The organism is Pedobacter sp. A2324, assembly GCF_059693705.1.
Window position 1 is genome coordinate 878,719 of sequence record NZ_JCASSK010000001.1, and the last position, 26,836, is coordinate 905,554.

At 44.1% G+C, this 26,836-nt stretch carries 21 protein-coding genes; 18 read left to right on the forward strand and 3 right to left on the reverse strand.

From position 1 onward, the window contains the following. Positions 1-13: 13 nt before the first annotated feature. Genes AC570I_RS03750 through AC570I_RS03785 form a run of 8 tightly spaced genes read left to right on the forward strand, consistent with a single transcriptional unit; the run spans position 14 to position 10,079 of the window. The gene (locus AC570I_RS03750; RefSeq protein WP_497404397.1) at positions 14-1,375 is read left to right on the forward strand and encodes a RagB/SusD family nutrient uptake outer membrane protein; all 1,362 of its coding nucleotides are present in this window, start codon (positions 14-16) and stop codon (positions 1,373-1,375) included. A gap of 2 nt (positions 1,376-1,377) precedes the next feature. Next, positions 1,378-2,307: a cyanophycinase gene (locus AC570I_RS03755; RefSeq protein WP_497404398.1), complete on the forward strand. Its 930-nt coding sequence runs from the start codon at positions 1,378-1,380 to the stop codon at positions 2,305-2,307. A 42-nt stretch (positions 2,308-2,349) separates the two neighbouring features. After that, a complete protein-coding gene (locus AC570I_RS03760) occupies positions 2,350-3,681 on the forward strand; it encodes a DoxX family protein (RefSeq protein ID WP_497404399.1) in 1,332 nt (443 codons plus the stop codon). A gap of 22 nt (positions 3,682-3,703) precedes the next feature. After that, complete coding sequence (locus AC570I_RS03765; RefSeq protein ID WP_497404400.1) at positions 3,704-5,401, forward strand: MFS transporter; 1,698 nt, start codon at positions 3,704-3,706, stop codon at positions 5,399-5,401. A 3-nt stretch (positions 5,402-5,404) separates the two neighbouring features. Then, complete coding sequence (locus AC570I_RS03770; protein ID WP_497404401.1) at positions 5,405-6,001, forward strand: c-type cytochrome; 597 nt, start codon at positions 5,405-5,407, stop codon at positions 5,999-6,001. Next, on the forward strand, positions 6,002-7,243 hold the full coding sequence (gene soxC / locus AC570I_RS03775) for a sulfite dehydrogenase (protein WP_497404402.1): 1,242 nt from the start codon (positions 6,002-6,004) through the stop codon (positions 7,241-7,243). It abuts the gene before it with no gap. A 5-nt stretch (positions 7,244-7,248) separates the two neighbouring features. After that, positions 7,249-8,691, forward strand: coding sequence for a phytoene desaturase family protein (locus tag AC570I_RS03780; RefSeq protein WP_497404403.1), 1,443 nt, complete (start codon positions 7,249-7,251; stop codon positions 8,689-8,691). 11 nt (positions 8,692-8,702) lie between these two features. Next, the gene (locus AC570I_RS03785) at positions 8,703-10,079 is read left to right on the forward strand and encodes a YeiH family protein (protein WP_497404404.1); all 1,377 of its coding nucleotides are present in this window, start codon (positions 8,703-8,705) and stop codon (positions 10,077-10,079) included. A 49-nt stretch (positions 10,080-10,128) separates the two neighbouring features. Here the strand turns inward: AC570I_RS03785 and AC570I_RS03790 are convergent, their stop codons facing one another. Together AC570I_RS03790 and AC570I_RS03795 are read right to left on the reverse strand one after the other, a co-directional pair. Then, positions 10,129-10,953 (reverse strand): phytoene/squalene synthase family protein, encoded by an 825-nt coding sequence (locus AC570I_RS03790; RefSeq protein ID WP_497404405.1) that lies wholly within the window; start codon positions 10,951-10,953, stop codon positions 10,129-10,131. 47 nt (positions 10,954-11,000) lie between these two features. Beyond that, complete coding sequence (locus AC570I_RS03795; RefSeq protein ID WP_497404406.1) at positions 11,001-11,630, reverse strand: MarR family winged helix-turn-helix transcriptional regulator; 630 nt, start codon at positions 11,628-11,630, stop codon at positions 11,001-11,003. Between the two features lie 157 nt (positions 11,631-11,787). Here AC570I_RS03795 and AC570I_RS03800 point away from each other — a divergent pair, with 157 nt between their 5' ends. The 10 genes from AC570I_RS03800 to AC570I_RS03845 all read left to right on the forward strand — a co-directional run bounded on the left by AC570I_RS03800 (position 11,788) and on the right by AC570I_RS03845 (position 26,000). Further along, the gene (locus tag AC570I_RS03800; RefSeq protein WP_497404407.1) at positions 11,788-12,702 is read left to right on the forward strand and encodes an AraC family transcriptional regulator; all 915 of its coding nucleotides are present in this window, start codon (positions 11,788-11,790) and stop codon (positions 12,700-12,702) included. A 69-nt stretch (positions 12,703-12,771) separates the two neighbouring features. Beyond that, positions 12,772-13,728 carry a multidrug resistance efflux transporter family protein gene (locus AC570I_RS03805; RefSeq protein ID WP_497404408.1) on the forward strand — a complete coding sequence of 319 codons (957 nt, stop codon included), beginning with the start codon at positions 12,772-12,774 and terminating at the stop codon, positions 13,726-13,728. 62 nt (positions 13,729-13,790) lie between these two features. Then, positions 13,791-14,375, forward strand: coding sequence for an RNA polymerase sigma factor (locus AC570I_RS03810; protein ID WP_497404409.1), 585 nt, complete (start codon positions 13,791-13,793; stop codon positions 14,373-14,375). A 147-nt stretch (positions 14,376-14,522) separates the two neighbouring features. Then, positions 14,523-15,641: a FecR family protein gene (locus AC570I_RS03815; protein WP_497404410.1), complete on the forward strand. Its 1,119-nt coding sequence runs from the start codon at positions 14,523-14,525 to the stop codon at positions 15,639-15,641. Between the two features lie 268 nt (positions 15,642-15,909). Beyond that, a complete protein-coding gene (locus AC570I_RS03820; RefSeq protein ID WP_497404411.1) occupies positions 15,910-19,263 on the forward strand; it encodes a SusC/RagA family TonB-linked outer membrane protein in 3,354 nt (1,117 codons plus the stop codon). A 10-nt stretch (positions 19,264-19,273) separates the two neighbouring features. After that, a complete protein-coding gene (locus AC570I_RS03825; RefSeq protein ID WP_497404412.1) occupies positions 19,274-20,737 on the forward strand; it encodes a RagB/SusD family nutrient uptake outer membrane protein in 1,464 nt (487 codons plus the stop codon). A gap of 14 nt (positions 20,738-20,751) precedes the next feature. Then, positions 20,752-21,597 (forward strand): DUF4843 domain-containing protein, encoded by an 846-nt coding sequence (locus AC570I_RS03830; protein ID WP_497404413.1) that lies wholly within the window; start codon positions 20,752-20,754, stop codon positions 21,595-21,597. A 22-nt stretch (positions 21,598-21,619) separates the two neighbouring features. Continuing rightward, positions 21,620-23,050: a PKD-like family lipoprotein gene (locus tag AC570I_RS03835; protein ID WP_497404414.1), complete on the forward strand. Its 1,431-nt coding sequence runs from the start codon at positions 21,620-21,622 to the stop codon at positions 23,048-23,050. A 52-nt stretch (positions 23,051-23,102) separates the two neighbouring features. Beyond that, positions 23,103-24,254 (forward strand): redoxin domain-containing protein, encoded by a 1,152-nt coding sequence (locus AC570I_RS03840; RefSeq protein WP_497404415.1) that lies wholly within the window; start codon positions 23,103-23,105, stop codon positions 24,252-24,254. Between the two features lie 84 nt (positions 24,255-24,338). Beyond that, complete coding sequence (locus AC570I_RS03845; protein ID WP_497404416.1) at positions 24,339-26,000, forward strand: trypsin-like peptidase domain-containing protein; 1,662 nt, start codon at positions 24,339-24,341, stop codon at positions 25,998-26,000. A gap of 45 nt (positions 26,001-26,045) precedes the next feature. Here the strand turns inward: AC570I_RS03845 and AC570I_RS03850 are convergent, their stop codons facing one another. Continuing rightward, positions 26,046-26,750, reverse strand: a complete 705-nt coding sequence (locus tag AC570I_RS03850) for a hypothetical protein (protein WP_047797310.1) — start codon at positions 26,748-26,750, stop codon at positions 26,046-26,048. Between the last annotated feature and the right edge of the window lie 86 nt (positions 26,751-26,836).

Consider the following 26,836-nt stretch of genomic DNA (forward strand, 5'->3'; position numbering starts at 1 on the left):
AAGCAATTACAAAATGAAAAAGATTATATACCTCTTCGCTTCCGTTCTGCTGCTTTCATCCTGCAAAAAATTCCTCGAAACACAGCCACAATTACAGGTTGACCAGGAGCAGGCCATTATCAATGCAGGCACAGCATCAACAGCGGCAAACGGGCTTTTTAACCTCCTGGCCAGTAACAGCTATTACGGCTCCAACTTCCCGGCACTGTCATATCTGTCGGCAGGAGATATTCAGTGGTCCGGATCTCAATCTGACCCTAATGAAATTACCAAGCACCTCACTTCGGCCACCAATGGCTATGTGCAGTCGGCATGGACCGCGATTTATAAAACGATATCACAGGCCAATCACATTATCGATAAAGTTCCGGCTGTGGGCGATCCCTTGTTAACGAACACATTAAAAAACCAGTATCTGGGTGAAGCTTACTTTGTGCGGGCCCTGGCCTATTTCGATCTGGCCAGAGGATGGGGTGGTGTTCAACTTATCCTAAAACCCACCAATGCTTCTACAGACAATTCAGATATTCCACGCAGTAGCCTCGCAGATACTTATGCCCAGGTATTGAAGGACCTTAATGCAGCTGAAGGGCTTGTTCCTGTTGCGGTAAACAGAAACCGGGTAAGCTTAAAAACCGTTCAGGCACTTAAAGCCAGATTTTACCTGTACCAGAAAAATTGGGCACTTGCAGAGCAATTTGCCACTTCGGTGATTGGCGATATTTCAAATTATGCCCTGGTAACGCCATATAGTGCTTTTTTTGCCAACAGTGCCGTTACCACGAGCGAATCCGTTCTGGAGCTGGCCTACACCACTTCTAATACCAACGGACATAGCAACTGGTGGCTGCCACCAGCTTTAGGTGGCAGAAGAGAATGGTCTCCTAACGATGCATTGGTTGCTTTATTGAACAACCCGGCCATAGGAGGCAATCGCAGTGCGTTGATTGCACAAACAGCCGCTCCTGGGAATTTATGGTATGGAAAACTTTACTATCGTACCCCTTTAGGTACCGACCCGGCTTATGTAATCCGCATTTCAGAACTTTACCTGATCCGTGCAGAGGCCAGGGCCTATCAAGGTAACCTTACAGGTACAAACAGCGCCATCAGCGATTTGAATGCCGTAAGGGCGAGGGCTGCTGTTACCGCCAGCACGGCCGCTACACAGGCAGATATCCTGCTGGCCATTGAAAAAGAACGCCAGGTGGAGTTTCCGTTTGAAGCCGACCGCTGGTTTAATCTGGTGCGGACTGACAGGGCACAAACACTTTTAGGCCTGCCCGACAAACACCTGTATCTGTTCCCTATACCTTATAACGAAACCCTGGTTGACCCGCAGCTTGCCGGTTCGAACCGTAATCCCGGATATTAATCATGAAAAAATTAATTATACTACTATTCGCAGTACTTGCAATTAATCCAGTTGTTTTTGGGCAGCGTTCTCCAATAACGGTGAAGCAATCCGTTACCCGGCATGGTCCGGAAAAGGGAAGTCTTTTGATTATTGGAGGTAACGTAGGCAGTCAGCGCGACATATGGGATAAATTTACAGCGCTTGCCGGCGGAAAGGAAAAAGCGGTTGTAGTGGTGGTGACCACTGCCGGCGGGGATTCTGCGGCTTACGATCAAAAAGGGGTAGAGGAAGTAAAGCGCCAGACCGGGATCAGGAATGTTACCCTGTTTCATACCAATGACCTGAAAGAGGCAAACAGCGAAAAGTTTATTGCACCACTCCAGAAAGCTACAGCAGTTTATTTCCAGGGGGGCAGGCAATGGCGGATTGCCGATTCTTACCTCAACACCTTGAGCCATCAGGCATTTATTGATGTGTTGAACAGGGGAGGTATAATTGCCGGAAGTTCGGCGGGCGCATCTATTCTCGGTTCTTTCCTGTGGCGCGGCGACACGAAGGGTGCTCAGTTTTTGGTGGGCGATCATACACAAGGACTTGGCTTCCTTAAGTTTTCGGCAATCGATCAGCATTTGCTGGTTCGTAACCGCCAGTTTGATATTGTGAATTTTATTCGAAGCGCACCTGACTTTATTGGGATCGGGCTTGATGAGGCCACTGCGGTGCTTGTGCAAGGCGATAGCCTTCAGGTTTTAGGACGTTCGGTAGCCGCAATATATGATTATCAAACCATCATCAGCAGCGAAAACAAGCATGTGGTTAATGGAAGCGAGGACTTTACCGCTTCCAGCGGGCCCTTCTTTTTTCTGCGCGCCGGACAAAAATATGATTTATCTAAAAGGCAGGTGGTTAAAGAGAAACGGTTAACCACTGCCGCTGCGGGCAAACCCTAAAAACCGATAAACAGACATTCATATTTTTTTGATAAAATGGCGATGAATAACAATAGTATAAGCAACGAAAGTGGATGGACCGTCACTGAAAAGGGATTTTTCAGGTTCTTTTTTATCTACTTCATTCTTCAGTCCCTTCCATTAAGTGTCGATTTTTTCCATATCGTTTTTGGTTTCAACTGGTTCCATATCCGTTATGGAGATATTTTTAACATTAGCCGGCTATCGGCGAAATTTATTCCGGGGGCAGATAGTTTTTTAAACTGGATCATCCTTGCCATATTTTCAGCTGCAGGTGCTTTTTTATGGTCGAAACAGAAAAAAGAAAACTACAACTATAATGAACTTTATTACTGGCTAAGGGCAATTGTCCGCTACAGGCTCGCTATCGGAATTATTGGTTATGGTTTCCTGAAATTATTTCCAATGCAGGCGCCCTTTCCGTCAATCAGCAATCTGAACACGGCCTATGGAGATTTCTCTGAATGGAAAATTTTTTCCATGAGCCTGGGGATTGTTCCGGGTTACGAATCTTTTTTAGGAGGCGTGGAAATTGTAGCGGGCTTACTCCTGCTTTTCCGTAAAACCGCTTCTATCGGGGCCATCATCATTTTGATTTTTACCGGTAACGTGTTCATCTCCAATCTGGGCTATGGTGGTGGGGAATATGTTTACGCTTCTTACCTCGTCAGCTTTGCGGTTTTTGTGTTGTGGTTCGATGCACAACGAATTTATCGCCTCATTTCTCTGGAGCTTCCTACTCAACCGAATTTATATCAACCGGCGTTCAGGCCTGCAATGAAGTCATTGCGCCTGGTGGCAAAGGCATTTGTCCTGATTTTCTTTGTGTTCTTCTACGGTCTGAAAACCTATTTTGGCCTGCGTAGAGATCCTTATCAGTTTCCCCGCAAAGCGGGACTGGCCAGGTCGGCAGGTATTTACAATGTAACTGAGTTTAAGCTGAATGGAAAAGTCATTCCATATGACCCCTCAAATACTTCGCGCTGGCAGGATGTAGTTTTCGAAAAGTGGGCAACGATCAGTATCCGTTCCCCGCGTACTGTAATCACCGATTCTGCCAATTATGAGCAAATTCTTTCGGATGATAAAAGCCGGAACTACGAGCTGGCAGGTTCTGGCGGAAGGCACTATTACGCTTATACCTTGGATACCCTCAAAAATCAACTTTTGCTTGAAAATAAAAACAGCCATTATCTGCAGGAGAAGCTACGCTTTAATTTCAGCAGGCCAGACACGGCAACCATTATTTTATCCGGACAAAACGAAATCGGAGATTCAATAGCGGTAACATTAGTCAGGCTCCATAAAAAATATCCGGTTAAACTTGGGCGAAGAAAAACCCTGAAACTTTAACCACAACGCAAAAAAAAATAATATGTCTGAGGATATACAACAGAATACAGCTACAGCAACCCAGGTGAAGCTGGCTCCTCCGGGACCATGGTCAGGGCCAAAACGTTTTGGCTTCAGGGTGCTTTTCATTTTTATGCTGGCCATGTGCATTCCATTTTCATCTAACTGGTATAAAAATCTTTTTACCTTAGACTGGACGCGGCCGCATTACCGCGATCTTTATGATATTGCACGTTTTCAGCCGGCTTTCGTTTCCTTATTCAGTGGTAAACGAAACCGTGATATTACGGATGCTCCAGGAGCAAATGATCATGAGGCTAAGAAAAAGAAAACCGGTCAGAAGGGTGAGCCTGCAGAATTGAAAAAAGAGAAATCTGCTAACCAGACTGCTACGGGTATGCCACCGAAAAGGGGATTTCTAATTGACTATATTGATTGGGGGATAGCTTTGCTTATTGGATTAATCGGTGCCCTGATCTGGTCGGCATTTGATCGGAGATCAAAATCCTATCCCATACTATACTACTGGATCAGGGTTGTAGTGCGCTACCGTGCAGGGATCGGCATCATTGGTTTTGGTTTTACCAAGCTGTTTCCAACGCAGATGCCTTTTCCCTCACTGGGACTTTTAAATACCAATTTCGGAGATTTCACTGCCCAGAAAATTTACTGGCTTTCGGTAGGTATTGTTCCATGGTATCAGGTTTTTGGAGGCGTTGTGGAGATTCTGGCGGGTGCGCTGCTTTTCTTCCGGAAAACCACCACCTTTGGTGCCATACTGCTGATTGCAGCACTCGGAGATATCACTTTTGTAAATTATGCTTACGATGGTGGTGTACATGTATATGCTTTTTATTTCGTTGTACTCGGGCTATTCCTCGCAGCCGACGATTTTCCTAAACTTTATAACCTGCTGATTTTAGAGAGGTACACGGTTCCCTTCAGGATTTACCCGGATTTCAGGAAGCCACTATTGAAGTACACCAGAATTGGATTGAAGGTACTTACCTTTGTTATCTTTTTTGGGGTAATGACTTACACCGAGATCATCAATTTTAAATATGATCCGTATAAACAACCTGCAACTGCAGGCGTCAGGAATCTTCGTGGAAACTACCGTATAAGCGAATTCAAAATTAATGGCGTGGATATTCCCTACAGCCCGCTCGACTCGACGCGATGGCAGGAAGCCACTTTTGAAAACTGGAGTACCCTGACTTTTAGGGTCAACCGCCCTGTACTAGTCGACCCCTCTAACGGTGGGGGGAGCCCGATGCGTGATATTCAGCGTACTTTTGAAATTAGCGGGGTTGCAGGTGGACAACGGGCTTTCCACTATTATGCTGACACGCTGGATAAGGTACTATACCTTCAGGATAAGAATGTGATGGCGCTGCGAAATGTAAAAACGGCAGATACTTCAGGGAATAAGGATAGTTCTTCTGTAAACTGGATCAGCCAGAGCGCCTGGAAGCACATTGGTGATGAGAATAAAATGATCGATCGATGGGCATGGTCTACCCGGCGCGACAGGGAATTTGCAGAAAAGCCACGGGATTTGAAAAGAAACCGGATGGTGTTAAAATATCAGACTACAGATGGTTCGAGCATAATCCTTTATGGAAAAAATGAAAACAGCGATTCTATTTATGTGGTGTTAAACCGCTATGAAAGAAAATATGTGCTGTCGAAAAGCGATTTAAACGCAGGGAAATACTAAGAGATGAGAAAAGTAATGATCATGTTCTGTTTTGTATCGCTGGCGATGTGTTGTGCCGTCAACGAAAGTTCAGTTGCGCAGTTCCGCTATGCTACGCCAGCGGATAGTTTGAAGCGGATGCTAAAGTTTGGCTTCGGCCGCACAGCAGGAAAAGCTGAAATCGCTGCCTGGGATATCGACGTGAGGCCAGACGGCAAGGGCTTGCCGGCAGGGAAGGGTGATGTGAAAACAGGACGGCTCATTTTCGTTAAAAAATGTGCACTATGCCATGGCGCCGGGGGCAAGGAAACTCCGGGAGTCAAGCTGTTGGGCGGAGCACTGGTAAGTGATTCCCTAAGTAGCGGCAGGGAAAAAACCATCGGCAACTATTGGCCATATGCCACAACGCTTTTCGACTACATCCGGCGGGCCATGCCTTACAATCTTCCAGGCTCACTGAGCAATGATGAGGTTTACGCTTTAAGTGCTTACCTGTTGCATGCCAACAAAATTATCGGGCAAACGGTGGTGATGGATGCCGTCAACCTCCCTCAAATTGTGATGCCTGCCAGAAAAATGTTTGTGATGGATAATAGAACCGGCGGAAAGGAGATCAGGTAAATGGCAGGAAAGGAAAAGATAAAACAGCAAACAGGGAAGATCAGCAGAAGGACTTTACTTGGGGGGGTGCTCGCTGCTGCGGTATTGCCGGTGGGCGACTTGCTGGCATTCGAAGATTCGAAAGCGCGAAGGGCCGGGCTTGCCGATGATCCGACCAAAGTACCCGGCCCCGGGCCAGGTACCCTTGGAAAACGATCGCCTTTTGAAAACCCGGTTAAGAAGCCTTCAGATATATCTTCACGCACACCATTGCAGGATTTGCACAGTACCATTACGCCCGCCGATTTGCATTTTGAACGCCACCATGCCGGTGTTCCGACAATTGATCCGGCAAAACACGAGTTGCTGATACATGGCCTGGTTGGTACGGCAATGAAATTTACGCTGGCTGATTTGAAAAAATTCCCATCGGTTACCCGGACCTGTTTTATTGAGTGTGCCGGAAATTTCAGGACGGGAAAAGAAGAAATGACCCCTCAGGATATCCTTGGACTTACCAGTCAGAGTGAGTGGACAGGGGTAATGTTGTCGGTGCTGTTTAATGAAGTCGGGATCGATCCGCAGGCGAGGTGGTTTCTGGCTGAGGGTTCGGATGCAGCAGTGATGACCCGAACCATACCGCTTGCAAAAGCATGGGATGATGCGATGATTGTATACGCGCAAAATGGCGAGGCCATCCGGCCGGAGCAAGGTTACCCCATGCGTTTATTACTCCCCGGATTTGAAGGGAATATGAATATCAAGTGGCTGCGCAGACTCAAACTTTCTGAGGAACCATACATGACCAGAGAGGAAACTTCAAAATATACATATCCGGTAAAGGATAAAATAAGAATGTTTAGCTTTGAGCTGGATGCTCGTTCCATCATCACTTATCCGTCGTACCCGGCAAGAGTTGCCAGGGGTTACGTGCAGATCCGTGGGATTGCGTGGAGCGGCAGGGGGAAGGTAGACCAGGTTGAGGTAAGCACCGATAAGGGAGAAAGCTGGCAGAAAGCCGTGCTCCAGGAACCGGTTTTGAGCAAGGCCCATACTTATTTCCGGTTCGACTGGAACTGGAATGGTGAGGCTACGGAAATACTGAGCCGGGTGACCGATGAAACAGGATACCTTCAGCCCACTTTGAAACAGTTAATTGAGGCTAGGGGACCAAATATTGGTGGCTATCATATGAATCCGGTTACAGCCTGGCAAATTAAACAAGACGGTTCGGTATTATTTAAGCCCGAATCTTTAAAATAAAGCAGATGAAACTCGAAAAGCGTGATTATGATGCGGTAGTGGTGGGATCGGGACCGAATGGCCTTGCGGCGGCAATTTTAATGCAGCAGCAAGGCTTGTCGGTACTGATTATAGAGGGTAAAGATGATATCGGTGGTGGGCTTGCCTCCAGGGAACTCACCCTGCCCGGTTTCACGCATGATGTGTGCTCAGCTATTCATCCGATGGCGCTGGCTTCTCCTTTTTTTAAAACACTGCCCCTTGCTGAACATGGTTTGCAGTATATCCATCCGCCGCGTTCTGCAGCACATCCGTTCGACGACGGAAGTGTGGCCGTACTTGATCAGTCAATAGCCGCCACAGCTGAGTATCTCGGGGTAGATGCTGCAGAATACACCAGACTGATGCAATCACTCAGCCATACCTGGCCACTGATTGATAAAGATGCCCTTGGACCCCTGCATTTCCCGGAGCATCCGCTGGAGATGGCAGGTTTTGGGTTAAAGGGATTAACCAGCGCCAGCCATTTTGTGAAGCGGTTTAAAGGTAAACATGCCCGCGGTCTTTTTGGCGGGATGGCAGCACATTCCATTCAGCCATTAACCAATCTGAGTACTACAGCCATTGGTCTGGTGTTAATGACTACAGGTCATTTACAGGGCTGGCCCATTCCAAAGGGTGGGTCGGTTGCTATCGCCAATGCGCTGGCAGGTTATTTTAAGTCGATTGGCGGTAAAATTGAAACCGGAACATATATTTCTTCGCTCGCCCAGTTGCCTGGTTCACATGTTGTGTTATTTGATATCACCCCCAAGCAGTTGTTAAAAATTGCCGGACACGAATTTTCTTCGATTTACAAATGGCAGCTGGAGCGCTACAGGTATGGAATGGGTGTATTCAAAATCGACTGGGCACTGGATGGACCTATACCATTTACCGCCGAAGCATGCCGGCAGGCCGGCACTTTACACCTGGGTAATACTTTTGAGGAAATTGCCCAGGGTGAATGGCAAACCAGCCGGGGAAGGCAGTCTGAAAAACCTTTTGTGCTACTGGCACAGCAAAGTCTTTTTGATGCCTCACGGGCACCGGAGGGCAAGCAAACAGGCTGGGCTTATTGCCATGTTCCCAATGGTTCAACGCAGGATATGACAAACGCAATTGAGGCACAGGTAGAACGGTTTGCACCAGGATTCAGGGACAGAATTATCGGGCGGCATACCTTTAATACCAATCAACTCGAAACGTATAACCCCAATTATGTTGGTGGCGACATCAACGGCGGGATACTGGATATCGGTCAGCTCTTTACCCGTCCGGCATTGCGCTTATCGCCCTATAAAACTTCCAAAAAAGGATTGTACCTCTGCTCATCCTCAACGCCTCCGGGTGGGGGCGTGCATGGAATGTGCGGGTACCACGCAGCTAAAGCTGCCTTAAAAGATATTTTTAACATTAAAATCAGATAAAAACAAATCACATGTCAACAGAGAACACTGCTATAGACCAATCAGCGGCACTTACAGATTCGGGGATTGTACCAGATAAGAAAACCTTTTTTCAGTCCATTACCGAAGACTGGTGGGCGGTTATTCTTGGGTTTATCATTATAGGGGTAGTACTTTATTTAACCCAAAACGGAACCACTATCAGCTTGCCCGCCTACAAATGGAGTAGCCAGACCGATCTTTTCGAAAAAATCCTTTCACCGGCAAATTTGCTCCTTATATTGGAAACAGGTGTTATTTTTCTGGTGCTGGCGGGCTTTGCGATATTTCTTTCAGGAGGAAATGTGTTACGCTTTTCTGCAGGTTTTCTGTTGGTTTACCTGTTGGCCACTGTTTCCTTCATCATTGGAGGAAACAAAAATGTAGCCTACTATGGTTTGGAATACGTGGTTTTTGCCCTGCTTATTGGTATTATGTTGGGTAACCTGATTTCCTTACCAGCCTGGCTGAAAGAAGCCGTGCGGTCAGAGTTTTACATCAAAACCGGATTGGTAATCCTGGGAACAACTATTCTTTCTGCAGATTTGATCAAAGCGGGCCTACCGGGCGTAATCCAGGCCGTAATTGTGGTCAGTGCAGTATGGTTCTTTTCGCTTTGGTTAAGCCGGAAACTGAAAGTCGACGATGAGTTCGGGATCATTCTGGCTTCGGCAGTTTCCATTTGCGGGGTTTCTGCTGCTATCGTAGCTGCGGGTGTAATTAACGGCGACAAGCGTAAGTTATCCTACGTGACTACACTGGTACTCATTATGGCCATTCCAATGATGGTGATACTGCCCTGGGCGGTGAAATACTTTCATATTCCGGAAGTGATCGGAGGGGCCTGGTTAGGGGGGACTTTAGATACTACCGCTACAGTTACTGCAGCCGGAGATCTGGTTGGTCCGGTAGCGGTGAAGGCTGGTGTGATTGCCAAATTCTCGCAAAATGTGTTTATTGGTGTTGCGGCTTTTTTTATTGCGATCTGGTGGGCCTATAAAAAACCGAAGAACAACGGAGCGCTTGCAGCATCCATCAAAGTAGAGCGCCCCGGATTAAAAGTAGTGTGGGAGCGTTTCCCAAAATTCGTTCTGGGTTTCATAGTCGCATCGCTTATATTTTCTTTTTTGCTGTCAGTAGAAACAGCGAAGAGTGTGGCACCCACACTGAATGGCCTTCGAACCATCTGGTTTGCGATTGCCTTTATTTCTATAGGGATGGAAGCTAAGTTTTCATCGCTGGTAAAACTGCAGGGGGGTAAGCCGGCATTGACTTTTGTAGTTGCGCAGATTTTCAATATCTTCTGGACACTATTATGGGCTTACATTCTATTTGGAGGGTATTTGCTGCCTGTTCCGGATTTTAAGTAGCCGCACGCAGAAACTAAAAGAGCAGCTTTTAACCGAACTGCTCTTTTGCTTACTTCCCCTGCACCCAAGATCCGCACATCAGCGCAAATTTATGCATATTCGAAATCCTGATCCGGCGATCCATAATCTGTGTGGCTGATTTCTTTTTAATCTTTTCAAAAAGCGCTCTGTAATAAACATAGGCCAGGTAAACGCCTTTTCTGGATGATTTGGGTAACTGGAGAATACCTTTCAGAGAAGCATCGAAATCTTCCGTGATCTGCTGCTGGATTATCAGTTTCTCCTGTTCCGAAAATGCCGACAAGTTAACTCCTGGGAAGTAACTTCGGTTCAATAAAAAGTAATCCGCTTTCAAATCCCGTAAAAAGTTTACTTTCTGAAAGGCGGCACCCAGTTTCATGGCTGGTTCTTTCAATTTTTGGTAACTGGTTTCATCACCATTAACGAAAACATGCAGACACATTAATCCCACAACCTGAGCCGAGCCTAAAATATACTGTTCGTATTTTTCAGGCGTGTATTCCTCTTTTTGGAGATCCATCTCCATACTTTTCAGAAACAGGTTAATGAGCTCCATTTTGATATTGAACTTGTGCACAACCTGCTGGAAGGCATTTAATATTGGGTTTAAGCTGATCCGGAATTCAATGGCCTCCATGCAATCTCTCCTGAACTTCGCCAGTAACGATGGTTTATCATAATCATGAAAGCTGTCTACAATTTCATCCGCCAGGCGAACAAATCCATATATAGCATAAATGGGATCCCGGTAGGTTCTATCCAGCGTACGTATACCCAAAGAAAAGCTGGTACTATAATTTTTCGTTACTATCTCACTGCACTGTGCAGAAACCCTGTCAAAAATATTTTTCATAATGATAGACAAATTGTATTGATCATTTTGTCGAGCGAACGTAAACGCTATCTGTTTAAAATTTTATGTTTTTCGAAAACCTGTTCATGATGGAAATTTTCCAGTTTTTGCAGTAAGGTAATCAATTTAATTTTCTCATCGGGCGAAAGTGGTTCGGTAACACTGGCGGATGCCAAACGGATTTTATCCATGATTTTTTCCAGTTCCTCAGTTCCCTTGTGGCTGATCCGGATCACACTACTTCGCTTATCTATATTTGAAGGCTCCTGTTCAATCAGTCCTTTATCGAACAGCCGTTTGATGATTAACGTACCCGCCGGCTTGTCGTGAATATTGTGCTTAATGAGGGCCGATTTGCTCATACTCCCTGCAGAAAGCAAACTAATCAGGTAAATAAATTCATCGGGAGTGGAAAAGTTACTTCCCGCTATTGCGCTACGGGCGTGACTTTTAGCATAACGGTAAAGGTGCACGAGCGAGGTGTTGATGACACTATCTGCCGATCGTCCACTGGCTTTACCCTTCCATTCGGGCGTGGCCGGTTCAGTTGCTGACTGATCGTTTGCCTGCCCGTTAAGCCACATATGGAAAGCATTAAGATTATCCTGTGGGTTTAAACCACTGGTTTCATAACGCTTTACCAGTGCCAGTAGTTCATTCACAAGGTTATACATCATTTTGATCCGGCTAAATATAGGGCTGTATATTTATATACAATTATAATTAAATAAAGTTCATAAATACACCAAAATATCCACAAAAATCCTACAGCGGATAAATGAAGAGGAATCTGATAAGCGGTTCAAGGATCCGATCTTAAATAATTTTAGTATCATGTCTTTCTTTCCTGAAAATAATTTCTTTTATTTAGGCATGTCCCAACCCCTTCCGTTTCAGGCAATGCTTGAAGCTGCGCCGATCCAGATTTTGAAGATGAGCGGCTTTCATGATCCTTCATCTGATTTTCCTCACCGGCATGAGTTTTACATGCTTTACTGGACAGTGAGCGGGAGTGGAGCGCATAGCATTGACTTCAGTCCCTTTGAAATGCATCCCGGACGGCTGTTCTTTCTGCATCAGAATCAGGTTCACCAGGTATCAAAATATCCGGAAGATGGGTGGATGGTGCTGTTTAATATGATGTGTTTCCGCGAGTTTCTGAAGATGAATCCAAAACAGGAACAGAATGGCTTATTCGACAACTTCAACAACATACCCTATGTTGACCTCGATGCCAGCTTAATAAACATCCTTAACAGCATTGCCGGGCTATTGGTACAGGAACTCTCAACCGGTATCAATATGGATATTGCACAGAACTACCTGTCTATACTACTGCTGCATGCCGGGCAGAAATACCTTCAGCAGAATGGATTCACCATTTCGGGATTAGATACTGAAGTTGTACGAAGACTGAAAGTATTGATTGAAGCCAACTTCAGATCGAAACGAACCAGTTCCTTTTATGCTGCCGAACTGGGGCAATCGCCGAGAAAACTTAATGAGCTTACCTTTCGGACAATGGGGATATCGGTTCAGGATATCATCAACCAAAGGTTGCTGGCTGAAATTGAAGCGGCCCTGGTGGGCAGCAATATTTCTGTTAAGCAGCTGGCTTATGATCTGGGCTTCACTGATCAGTCGCACCTGACTACCTTTTTCAAAAAACACCGTTCAGAAACGCCCGTTGCATTCAAAAACCGTTATTTGCCACAGCACAATTATACAACTAAAGCAGCAAGTTCATAAAAGCATTTTTGCATTAAGCCGGAGCATCTTTGCGACTGAATATTTCAAACTTAGTCAAGCCGATACACCATGCCCCGGAAAAAAATTATATATGCCTTTATTTTAGCGCTGATGAGTACGATGTTTTTATCATCCGGTCTCATTATCAATAGTCTGAATTCTTTTCGTGGAAACAATTGGGCGTGGACGGCTTCTTTACGTTTTCTGCTTTCGGTACCGGTGCTTTTTATTCTGGTGTGCGCAAGGGGCAAGTTCATGGGGTTAATCAAGGCCATGAAGAAACTGCCTAAAACCTTTCTGCTTTGGGGCAACCTGGGATTTGGCGTATACTATGCCTTGCTTTCCTATGCAATTGTAATGATTCCGGGCTGGCTGGTTACGGCGGGATTTATGACCACTGTGTTAGCGGGGGTGCTTATTTCGCCATTTATTTATGACGACCACCGGGCAACAATCTCCAAAAAAGCGATTATTCTTTCGGTGTTGCTGGTGATTGGTTTATTGGTGATGCAAATGGAAAGACTGAGTCACCTTGAAAACCTGGGTCTGGCCATCAGTGGTATTTTAATGGCTATTCTTGCAGCATTCTTATGGCCTTTGGGCAACCGCAAACTGATGCTGAAGCTGGAAAAAGAGCAGATCACGCTGGATGCAACCCAAAGAATTCTGGGCATGACGATTGGCGCGTTACCAATATTGATCTGCCTCGCTGTTTATGGATTTTACACTTCAGGCTTTCCATCGGTCATGCAGCTGGAGACTTCATTTCTGGCGGTGCTACTGTCGGGAGTGGTAGGAAGTGTATTATTTTTCAAAGCCATGCAGATGGTTAGCAAAAATCAAATTGCGCTGTTAACGGTGGAAGCGATTCAGGTGGTCGGTGTATTATTCACCTTGCTGGGTGAAATGGTGATCAAGGGAACGGTGTGGCCAGGCTTCTACGGTAATCTGGGATTCCTGTTGATGGGTGTTGGACTTTGCAGTTACGGATTTCTCGCATTAAACAGCAAATACAACCCGGCGTAGTATTTTCCACCCAATGCTACTATGGGATTCAGGTCAATTTAGACTATATTTGTTATATCCTTATGCATGCTTACCGTTCATATTCTGATAACGAATTGGCTTTTCTGTTAACACAGAATGATGAACACGCTTTTACCGAAATTTACAACCGTTTTTATGGCTTGCTGTTTATCCATGCATCAAGGCGTTTGAATGACGATGAGGAAGCAAAGGATGTGGTGCAGCAATTATTTGAATCTCTGTGGCTCAAACGAAACCAGGTTGAACCCGACGGTAATTTATCGGCCTATCTGTATACATCGATCCGAAACCGCGTGCTGGATGTATTCTCTCATCAAAAGGTAGAAACCAAATATGTCGATTCACTTCAGCATTTCCTGGACCAGGATCACATACTTACCGATTACCGTGTAAGAGAAAAGCAAATGGCCGCCCTCATCGAACAGGAAATAGACGCCTTGCCTCCCAAAATGCGTGAAATATTTATACTAAGTCGCAAAGAAAATAAATCTCACAAAGAAATTGCCGCCTTACTCGGCCTTTCAGAGCTTACGGTTAAAACACAGGTGAAAAAAGCACTCCGAATTCTAAAATCCCGTTTAGGAGTATTTATTTATTTAGCTTTTTTGCTTAAAATTCACCATTAAATCACTCTTTTTTCCGTTTTCGCCAGTTATTCGCTCTTCTGCTCCGCTTGATTCAATTTTTTTTACAAAAAAACTGAATTGCAGATACCCCCATGATGCAGGCTTTGCCGTATATACATTAATCAGCCAAACAAACTTTCTTGACAAATGGAAAATAATGCAAAAAAGCTTTTAGAAAAGTACCTTTCTGGTAACTGTACGCCCGAGGAACAGGCTATGGTTGAAGAGTGGTATCTCCGTTTGCCATTTGAAAGAAAAGCACCTGATCACCACTTGATTGAGGCAAGTAAAGAAGAGGTTTATCAACAATTAAAGCTGACAGGAAAGCCGGGGTTTATCATCCGTTTAAAGCATATTGCTGTAGCCGCCAGTATTCTGATTTGTATTACTGCAGGATTAATCTATTTTGTTGGCATCAACAATACGCTTACGCCTGTGGCTAAAACGCAATTGAAAGATGTACTGCCAGGCCGAAATAAAGCGATTCTTACCCTTGCTAATGGCCGGGTTGTTGATCTGGATCAGGCAAAAAATGGTGAAATTGCCAGTCAACATGGTATCATTATCCGTAAATCTCAGAACGGACAGCTTGAGTACGAAATCCAGGAGGATGCATCGGGGCTTGCTGGTTCAAATACGATATCTACCCCGCGGGGTGGTCAGTACCAGGTCAGTTTGCCTGATGGCACCAAAATCTGGCTTAATGCTGCCACTTCACTGAAGTATCCGTCTGCTTTTGCCAGTAATGAACGAGTGGTAGAACTCAATGGTGAAGCTTATTTTGAAGTAGCGAAAGATCAGAAACGCCCGTTTAGGGTAAAAACTGCACAGCAGACGGTCGAAGTATTGGGCACTCACTTTAATATTAATGCTTACCGGGATGAACCTTCAACCAAAACAACCCTACTTGAAGGATCGGTGAAAGTAAACCATACGGGGACTGAAGTGAGGTTAAATCCTGGAGATCAGGCGAGGCTGACATTGGCTAATAATGCGCTAACCACGATTCGTGACGTTGATGTAGAGCAGGAGACCGCATGGAAGAATGATGTATTCTCATTTAATGATGATGATTTGAAAACGGTAATGAGGCAAATTTCAAGATGGTATGATATAGACGTCGTGTATCAGGGTAAGATATCAAACGATCGGTATTTCGGCGAAATTCCAAGAAACAATAACCTTTCTGAAGTATTCAAAATATTAGAACTGAACCACGTTCATATTGATATTTCGGGAAAAACACTAACCGTTACCGGTAATTAAGTCATCGTTAACTACAGTAAATTAACTAAATAATAAACCAACCAATAACCTGAACTTTATGATGAAAAAACTACCAGAGCGTTAGCTTCACACCTAAAAACAAAAACCGAAAGCGCGGCAACGCTTCCGGTCAGAATTCGGAACAAGCAGCCTGTTTTAGACCCGGCTGCTTATTATTAACCTCATTTGATACAAAGGTATGAAATTAACTACCCTTTACAACCCCGTGTGCGAAACGCGGAGGGTAAAGACTAAACTATTAATGGTCATGAAGTTGACTGCAATTTTATTACTGGCCTGCGCGCTTCATTTGTCGGCAGCCAGCTTTTCCCAAACCGTAACGCTTTCCCGCAGAACCATTCCCCTTAAAAGCCTGTTTAAGGAGATAAAAAAGCAAACCGGTTACTTTTTTTTCTATAAAGGGCAACTGCTTCAGGGCAAGCCCAGCGTTGATATTGAACTTAAGAAAGCCTCTTTAGTTGATGCATTGGGCGCAGCGCTTCGCGATCAGGACCTCAGTTTCAATATCGTGAATAAGACCGTTGTCATCAGTCAGAAGGAAATAATGCCGGTGAGTATAAACAACCTGAAGATTGAAATAAAAGGTGTGGTCTCTGATAAGCTAAGCGGCGAAAGCCTTCCCGGAGTAAATATCTCTGTTAAAAACGGGGCCAGCTTAGGCATCACCAATGATAAAGGAGAATTTCGGATTAGCGTGGACGAGGGTGTTATGCTCGTGTTTAGCTATGTTGGATATGAGCTGTTTGAAACGAAGGTTAGCGGTACAAAGAACCTCAATATTAAGCTATCACCCAAATCTACGCAGATGAATGATGTGGTGGTTACAGGTTATCAAACCATTAAAAAGGATACTTACACCGGTAATGCCATAACCATTAAAGGCGATGACCTCAAGCGTAACAATCCGCAAAACCTGCTGAAAAGTATTCAGACTTTCGATCCATCCTTTAAGGTACTCGATAATAATTTGTTTGGGTCCGATCCTAACGCACTCCCTAAAATAAATGTGAGGGGAGCTACGGCATTACCTACCATTGAAGATACTGACAATATTCTGGATCGTAATAATCTATCCAGTAACTATAACCTGCCGGCATTTATGCTCGATGGTTTTGAGGTTACCTTACAAAAGGTAACAGACCTTGATATTAATCGCATTGAATCGGTAACGTTGTTAAAAGATGCAGCTGCGACTGCGGTTTATGGCTCGCGTGCAGCAAATGGGGTAATTGTAATTACGACGAAGGCGCCTGTGGCCGGCAAGCTTCAGCTATCGTACAATTATGAAATGAGTTTAAATGCCCCCGATTTAACAGATTATCATGTGTTGAATGCAAAGGATAAGCTGGCCTATGAAAAACTGGCGGGACTTTATGATTCTATGCAAAATACCGGATATTCCTCTGAGCAGCTTGACGCCGAGTATTTTAACCGTTTAAAAAATGTAGCAAGCGGCGTAGATACTTATTGGCTATCGCAGGCTTTACGCAATGCATACCGCCAGAAACATGCGATTTATGTGCAGGGTGGCGATCAGAAATTCAGATATGGGCTGGATCTACGTTATGAAACAACTCCCGGAGTAATGCTCGAATCAGACCGGAACCGATACAGTGGCGGGATGAATTTTACGTACAATCCCACGTCTAAACTGCTGTTCAGAAATGAGGTTACGGTAACGCAGGTGGTTGGACATAACTCTCCTTATGGTGATTTTTCTACCTATGTACGGATGAACCCCTATTATCCTATCAAAGATGCCAATGGCGATATTGTTCAGGAACTGGCTACATGGAGGGTGGATACCCATCAGTCTGGTCCTGATCAATATAAACCCAGATATATATTTAACCCCTTATTTGAGGGAACCCTCGCCAGTTTTGATAAAACAGCACAATTTGAATTGATAGATGCGTTCTCGGTTGACTGGAAATTGAGTCCGAGTCTGAATTTTAAAAGTCAGGTAAGCATCAATAAAAGCCAGACCAGCAACGATAAATTCCTTTCGCCGCTAAGTAATGCTTTTTATGAATACGCTACGGATAAACTGAATAATAAAGGATCGTATACCTTGCTCGAAAGTGATTACCTGGCGATCGACAGTAAGGCAACTTTAGGTTACAACAAACAAATCGGCGATCAGTATCTGAATCTGGTCATCGGTGCAAATGTTGTGACTTCAAAAACGGATGATAAACTGGTTGAGGCGCAAGGCTTTTCGAATGACCGTTTTACAAATATCGGTTTCGCCAGGATTTATAAAGAGAATTCAGCACCTGGAGGAAATGTTACCGAAAAACGTTTGGCAGGAGCTTTCTTTTCCGGTAACTACTCCTTTAAAAATAAATATTTACTGGATGCTTCTTTCAGGTATGAGGGCTCATCGGCTTTTGGTGCCAATAAACGCTTTGCACCTTTCTGGTCAACCGGCCTGGGCTGGAATATGCATAAAGAATCTTTTATGCAAAACCTCCCTTTCATTAGCCAGTTGCGCTTAAAAGGGAGTGTGGGTGTTGTAGGTTCTGTTTCGTTTCCAGCATACCTGTCCAGATCTCTATATCAGTATCAACCAGATAACTGGTACTCTACCGGTTTAGGTGCACAAGTGCTGGGATATGGTAACAGTAATTTGCAATGGCAAAAAACTACTACTTATGATGCAGGAATAGACCTGGGCTTTTTTAAAGACCGACTGGTGATTACCCCCCGTTATTATTATAAGCTAACAAAGGGTCTGATTACTGATATCGATTTGGCACCCTCAACCGGTTTTACTACTTATAAAGAAAATTTAGGCAATGTATCCAACACAGGTTACGAAATGTACCTTACTGCAAATGCTCTCAGGACAAACGATTTCAATATTAATATTACAGCAAACATTGTGCATCAGGAAAACAGGCTGGTAAGCCTTTCTAACTCGCTGAAAACATTGAATCAGAAAATAGATGAGTACCAGACTGATCCGGATAAAAAAGCCCAGTCTACACCCCTGGTACGGTACAACGAGGGGCAGTCGATGAGTATGATTTATGCCGTACGCTCTCTGGGTATTGATCCTCAAACCGGAAAAGAAATTTTCCTGAAGAGAGATGGCTCGGTGACCTATAACTGGGACGTGAAAGATATTATGCCCATTGCAGATGGATCGCCAAAAGCAGAAGGGAATATCAATCCTAACATTACTTATAAAAGCTTCATGCTAAGCTTAAGCTTTTATTATCGCTTCGGTGGCTATAGTTATAACCAAACCCTGGTAGACCGGGTTGAAAATGCCGATCCGCGTTTCAATGTAGACAGCAGGGTGCTTAATCAGCGGTGGATCAAGCCAGGCGACCAGACCTTTTTTAAGAATATTGCCGATTTATCCATCACGAATGTATCATCCAGGTTTGTGGAAAAAGATAATTTGCTGGAATTGAGATCAATATACTTTTCCTACGATTTCAAACGGGAGATGATCAAAAAATATGGTTTTCAAAACCTGCGTACATCCTTAACCCTGAATGACATATTCCGGACATCAAGCATTTTAATGGAAAGGGGAACGAGCTATCCTTTTGCCAGAAGTTTAACGGTTTCCTTACTGGCCTCATTCTAACTCTACGAACATGAAAAAATACTTATTCATACTAATCAGTATCATTGCCTTATCATCCTGTAAGAAATTTCTGGATATTCAGCCAGAATCTGAGGTTTCAAAGGAAGAACTATTTGAAACCGAAGATGGGTTTAAGGAAGCTTTGAATGGTGCCTATGTGGGATTTGCCGGGGCAAACCTTTACGGTGGAAACCTGACGTTCAGCAACCTCGATATCATGGCGCAGAACTATACCTTTACCAATACCGATTTCATGAGCATTGCTGCATTTGATTATACGCTTCCCAGCTACGTAAGTAAAATCAGCGTGATCTGGACCAATGCCTATAAACAAATTGGCAATGTGAACCAGATTCTGGAAGTGGTAGATCAGCGTAAAAGCGTATTCAGAGGTCAGAATTACGAAATTATAAAAGGGGAGGCCCTTGCCCTCCGGGCTTATATGCACTTCGATCTGCTGCGCATGTTTGGTACTTCGTATAAAAATAATCCTTCGTTTAAGGCACTTCCTTATGTGACTACGGTCGGCACCAAAACCACGCCGTTTTCTACGGTTAGCGAGGTGATGGACAAAATTATTGCCGATTTAAATGAATCGAAAGCATTGCTCAAAGGTAAAGACCCGATTTTGGCAGCCAGTTATGTGGTTGGATATGCCAACTCGGAAAAGGGCACGGAATTGAAAAATACTTCACTTTTTTTACAGCAAAGAAGACACCGGCTTAATTACTTTGCCGTAACGGGTGAACTGGCAAGGGTATATCTATATAAGGGAGATATGGTGAACAGCCTGAGTAATGCCAGAGAAGTGATTGAATCATTGAAGTTCCCTTGGACGGTAAAGGAAGATTTCTTCAATGACAATGTTTCTGCAAGAGACCGCATTTTCTATAATGAGTTATTATTTGGGTGGTTTGTTCCGAAGTCGCAGGATCAGCTAACCGGGTTGTTTTCCAATACCAATCCGGATTACACTGCCACAACTGATCAGATTAACTCCATTTATAACCTTGGCACTGTTGGGGCAGATGACTGGCGTTATAAACAATGGTTTAAACTGGTTAAAGCGGCGAATAGTTCTGACAGGTTTTTCCTTCAAAAGTATGTTGTGAATTCCACCCCTTTAGTAAATCTGCATCCGCTCATGGCGCCTGCACTGCGCTTAAGTGAGATGTACCTCATTGCGGCAGAAGCTAGTTTTGATACTAATCCTTCTGCAGCTGTTGATTATTTTAATACGTTGAGAACGCACAGAGGCATCGGCACAAACATTGCCTCAACCATTTCCAGGACTGATTTTATTGGGCTGCTGGAAGGCGAATACCGCAAAGAATTTTATGGTGAGAGCCAGAATTTCTTTATGCATAAGCGACTGAACCTGAGTGTGGTCACCACCTCCGGTTTGATCTATCCGGCATCTGATAAAATATTCGTATTTCCCCTTCCCGTTGATGAGCAATCTTATAGAAATTAAACATGCACCAGAAAATGAAAAATAATTTAATTTATTTCCTGCTATTGAGCACGATGTTGTGGGCTTGTAAAAAGAATGACATGATGCCCTATAGCTCGAAAGATAACGTGTACCTCCGTTATCTGGATAAAGATGGTAATCAGGATACCACTACCCTCAGCTATTCATTTGCCTATAATCCCAGCCTTGCGCAGGATACCCTATGGATTCCGATTGTGGTAACCGGACCACGCGTTTCGCGAAACCGCCAGTTTAACCTGGCAGTGGTTGATTCGCTCACTACAGCAATACAGCGAACGCATTATGAGCCTTTAAAAGCCAGCTATACTTTGCCTGCTGATTCAGCGACGTTACGCATTCCGCTGATTCTAAAAAATACTGATGAATCACTGGCCAACAAATCGGTTACACTGGGATTAAGAACAGTAAGCGGTGGCGACTTCGCAGGCGATATGCCGCTGGCGCTGCGCACTAAGAAGTATATCTTTTCCAACCGGTTGGAAAAACCAGCCTGGTGGGTGTACTGGGGGCAGCTGGGCGACTATGGCCGGATCAAGCATCAGCTTTTCCTGATCGGTTCCGGAACGGTAGACCTCGTGGATCAGTCTAAACCTAACGCTTATATGGAGATTCCCAGAAGTCTTTATTACATCGATAACTTCCGCATCTTTCTGAAAGACCCCGCCACCTGGATTGCCAGAAATCCTGCCAAAGGATATGTGCTGGTGAAAAAAAGCGGTTCGGACGATTATGAATTTTATAGCGAAGCCGCACCCACCAAACGGTTTACCCTGAAATATTTTGCACAGGTAAATGGCTATTTCTTTATTGATGAAAGTGGAAAACAGATTATTATTTAACAATCATTAAGGCAACCTAAAAATGAAATTTAAATTGATATTAGTACTGGCCATAATGGTTGGTTTATATACGGCCTGCAAAAAGGATTTAGGTAATTACGATTATCACCCGCCTTCAGAGCCTACCCTGACCGCTTTCAAGGATTCGACTTTTGCAGCACTTTTAGGCGATTCGCTGATCCTGAAACCAGGTATTAGCCTGGCTGATGCCAACCCACAGACAGATCTTGAATATCAGTGGAGCATAGAAGTAAACGAGGAACTGAGAAGTGCTGTTTATACCGGATATCCACTCAAAATTGTTTACAATCTGGCTCCCGGACTGCGAAATGCGAAATTGACGATTACCGACAAACGCAATGGACTAAAATATGTTATTCCCTTTAAAATATTGGGCACCACACAGTTTAGTTTAGGTAAACTGGTGTTAAGTGATGATAATGGTGTCGCTAAGCTGTCATTTGTAAAGCCCGACAATACAACTGTTATTGCGGATATTTACAAATCGTTTCACGGCGATGAGTTACCGACTCATCCAGTTCAGCTGTATTTCAACGATCCGCTGCCTTACCAGCCGATTACCAATCAGCAGTATTGGGTGCTATGCAATGATCCGAATAAAAAGAGCCCGATTTTAGAGGCCAGCACTTTATTGCGCAAGTCGTATTTTAACGACCAGTTTTTTACGCCTCCATCCACGATTACGACAGGCCGGCTGGAAGCTTATATGGGTACAGTGCCAACTGGTGTAATCAATGGGCGTTTGTATGTAGGTGTTTTGTCTACCGCCCCGTTCGCACCGGATTATGGGAAGTTTGCCAATGATCAGGCGGGCGATTATACCCTGTCAAAATACTTTACCCGTACCCCCGGCTTTTACTTTGGCTTCGATATCAAATCAAAAGGCTTTGTCACATTTGCAGGAGACGGAAGTTATCTGGGCAAGGATTATCTGGTAGATGCTGATGGAAAAGCATTTGATCCCAAAAATATTGGTATGGAAGATTTGCTGTTCATGCAGACCGGCCAGGCGGGTACATATTACGCCTATTTCAAATCTCCTGATGGAAACATCTATGAATTAAGCTTTACCTATACTTTCGACTCGGTAAACAGGAAAATAAAGGCCGAAAGCAAGCGCTTATTTAAAGGAACATCACTTATTAATGCCGACACGAAATGGCAGCGCAACAGCCTTAATGTATTTTACTTCACTTCGAACGATAAGATTTATCGCTATAACCCACTGAATGAAGATCTGCGGGCGCTAGATGCGGATTTTGGAGGTAAAAAAGTCTCTATGCTCAAAATCAGTGCCGACGACAACACCCTTACAGTTGGAATCCCGGGATCGGTGTATACACTTGATGTAAGCGTAGGAAAAAACGGCGTCGTTACTCAGACCATTAATGGCATTCCCGGATCCCCGGTAGATATCGTAATCAGAAAATAATTTAAATCAACCAATGAACACCAAATTAAAAAATAAGATATAACACATTCATATGAAAACTTACAACATCATTTTATTGGCAATATTGCTGCCTTTTTGTGCATTTGCACAGGCGCCCAATTTCAGTTTAAACGGCAAAATCGGAACACTCGATAAGCCTGCTATGGCTTATATTGATTACATGGACAATGGGGTAGGACATGAAGATTCTGTAGCACTGGTTAATGGCAGTTTTAAGTTCTCGGGTTATGTTTCAGGCAATGCCTATGCCCGTATGGCACTCGACCATACAGGAGGGGGTAAAGGAAAGGCAGTGTATACTGGTGATGTGATTTACTTTTACTTCGGCAAAGAGCAAGTTTCAATTACTTCAAAAGATTCCTTACAAAATGCGGTTTTCAAGGGTTCGAAGGTGTACGATGAATCGGAAGCTTATAATAAGGAAATTGGCGGAACGATTATGGCTTTAACTAAGGCGGTGAATATTGATTTCAACAGGGGAACGGAAGCACAAAAGAAAGATACCGCTTATACGAGGGCAGTAGATCAACGTTTCCGTAAGAACATTCAGGACCGTAATGAGAAGCAGTTTCTTTTCGCGAAGAACCATCCAAATTCCTATTTTGCTCTCGTAGCGCTTTCTGAGGCTGCCGGAAGTAAAGTTGATGTAGCAAGAGTAACTCCACTTTTTAATGCATTGCCAAAAGCATTCAGAGAAACCGATACAGGTAAAGAGCTTGCTCAGCGGATTGAAGCGAATACTACCACCGCTTTAGGTAAACAAGCACCATTATTTACGCAAAACAATGCAATAGGAAAACCGGTGTCTTTAGCTGATTATAAAGGGAAAGTAGTGCTGGTAGAATTCTGGGCCAGCTGGTGCAGCCCATGCAGGGCTGAGAACCCCAACCTGGTAAAGCAATATCAAACTTATAAAGACAAAGGCTTTGAAATCATTTCTGTTTCACTGGATAATGTAAAAGAGCGTTGGCTGGAAGCTATCGAAAAAGACGGGCTGGCATGGACACATGTGTCAGATTTGAAAGGCTGGAATAATGAGGTTGGCCGCCTGTACGGTGTACGTGCAGTTCCTGCAAGTTTTTTGCTCGATGCTCAGGGTAAGATTATCGGTAACGGCTTAAGAGGCGAACCGCTTAATAAAAAACTTGCAGAGGTCTTTAACCAGCCACACCTAAAGAATTAAAGATTTACGATTAATGCCCTCCATCTACCTATACACCCGGTATTACCTGTTAAAGGTATACCGGGTTATTTATTACCCAAACGAATGAAAAACAATTATAAAAACTTTTGTGCCTGCATGGTTTTCTTACTGATCCATATCGGTGCTGATGCACAACAAAAAAAGATTAAGCGTTTCGAAGATGCCATTAACCTGGCCATCGAAAAAGCTTACCCTGCTTCTGTAAGGATGTGGGGTTTCGACCTTCATCAAAATCAGCGGACAAGTGCCCAGTTCAGTGGGGTAGTGGTCACTGCTGACGGCTACATTTTAACTGCTGCACATACCACCATTCCGGGAACAAATTATAAAGTTTTCTTTCCTGACGGCCGGGAATGTATTGCTTTAGCGTTAGGAAGGATTGATAACCCGGCTACGCCGGGAATGCCCGATGTAGGGCTGATGAAAATAACCGATAAAGGTGTTTGGCCCTTTGCAGAAATGGGACATTCGGGGAATCTGGTTACGAATGAGCCTTGCCTCAGTATTGCTTACCCTGAAAGTCTGAACCAGAACCTGCCGACCATCAGGATTGGGAAAGTGGCCGAAGTAAAAAATCAATACGGGTTTATCAGGTCGACCTGTAAGATGGAGCCCGGAGATTCCGGAGGCCCGCTGTTTGACGCATCTGGCCGGGTGATTGGGCTTCATAGCGCAATAGATGTTGCGGAAGATCAGAATTTTGAAATTCCGGTAGACCTTTACCGCAAATACCGGACTGCATTAGCGGAAGCGCGTACTTATACATCCTTTCCCGAAAAGGAGGATGCCATCACAGGCCATTCCCGTTCTCTGACAGCATTAAACAAAGGCTTGTTGAGGCAGCCCACCGCTGCACCTGGAATAAAGGAACAATTTTTTTTACTAACCAGCTTGCTTAACGGCCAGACTCAGCCTATCCAGTGTACTTTATTTACCAGCAGAGGTAGTGGGGCGAAGAGGCACTTTTTGATCAGCAAAAATTCTATGCTTGGTGAAAATCCTAAACTTACAGGCTATCCGGAAAACCAGTTGAAAGTTTTGTCAAGGGATAAGGCGAACGATCTTGTGCTGATTGAAGTTCAGCATCCAATACCTGGCGGAATTGATGTAGGAAGTCTGATGAAAGATTCATCTCCGTTAAGGCCTGGTCAATTAATTTATGCATTAACGGGCGATGGAACCATCGGCGATGGTATTGTGAGCAGCAAGCTTTTGAGTGTGCCAAAGGTGAGCAGTCAGCCTTACCTTGGAGCAATGGTAATGTACAACTCCGAGCCTGCACAGTTTTCGCTGATCAAACCAGATAGTCCGGCGGGTGAGGCAGGTTTGAAAATCGGAGATGAACTCCTGAGTATTAATGGCAAGACGATTACGAAAGCGGATGAATTTGCACCAGCTCTCATGAGTTTCTGGCCCGGTGATGTGGTTATTTTTAAATGGAAAAATGATTTTGGTAGCTATACTAAACCAATCCTGTTGGCTTCACGTTTATCAGCGCAATCCAAACATCCGGCAGAGCAGTTTGCAGGAGGCAAATCAGTCCGTCGTGATGGTTTTGAGAAGGTATTTATTCACGATATTGCGATTAAACCTGAAGAATGTGGAGGGCCGCTATTTGACCGTAAAGGACATCTGCTGGGTATAACCATCGCCAGGTATAGCAGAACCAGCAGTCTGGCTATTCCAAAGGCAGTATTACTGAATTTTTTGAAGTTAGGGGTGTAAAATATGATATCAATGGCAAGATAAAATTGCTTGATATCATGAAATTTAATGAGCTGTTGGGTTTTCCTCCTCTTCAGGATTAAACCGTTTGTACATCTCCATATCAAAAAAAGATGCTGTATTAATTTTGTCGACCTTGAGCACAAGGTCTGTCATCAGTTCGCTTTGATCTGACACAGAGCCATCGGTGATATAGGAGGCATATACGCTCAGGTATTGTGTAGTAAATACCAATTCCTTTTTTTCATTTCGATAACCGCTTAAGGCCGGTGTGATTCTAATATAATTGGTGGTAAATGGCTTAGGAATTTCTTTTACCCAGCCAATGTATACCTTACCACTATCCATGGTAAATTGTAGTAAATGTGCATCAAAAAATGATGAACTCATTAATAGTTCGAGTTCATTGCCGGCTTTTTTTAAGGATTGTTTAATTGCATTTTTCCTGTTGACGAAAAGATTTGCGATCTCTGTGAATAAAACGGCTGCAACTAATGAAAAACTTGTGGTACCGAAATATTGAGACTTTACGGGCATATGTTCTCCAAGGTATTGGATCACAGAAGGTAATATGATGTTGACTAAACCCCTCATTACGAAACAGCAAGCCAATAATATTATTCCTGCAAAAGCTGAATTTAAAAGAATCCGCTGACTTTCTAGCCTATATTGAATATAGCGCAGAAGTTCGAAACGAATTAGAATGTAATAACCGCCTACCAGGGGGAAAAGCAGGAGATTAAATGGCATACTACTTCAGATTTTTTTCCTTGGTAATTTTTTTGAAGATGTTTGATTCCATCATCGAACTTACCATCTGCTTAACTTTAGGCTGG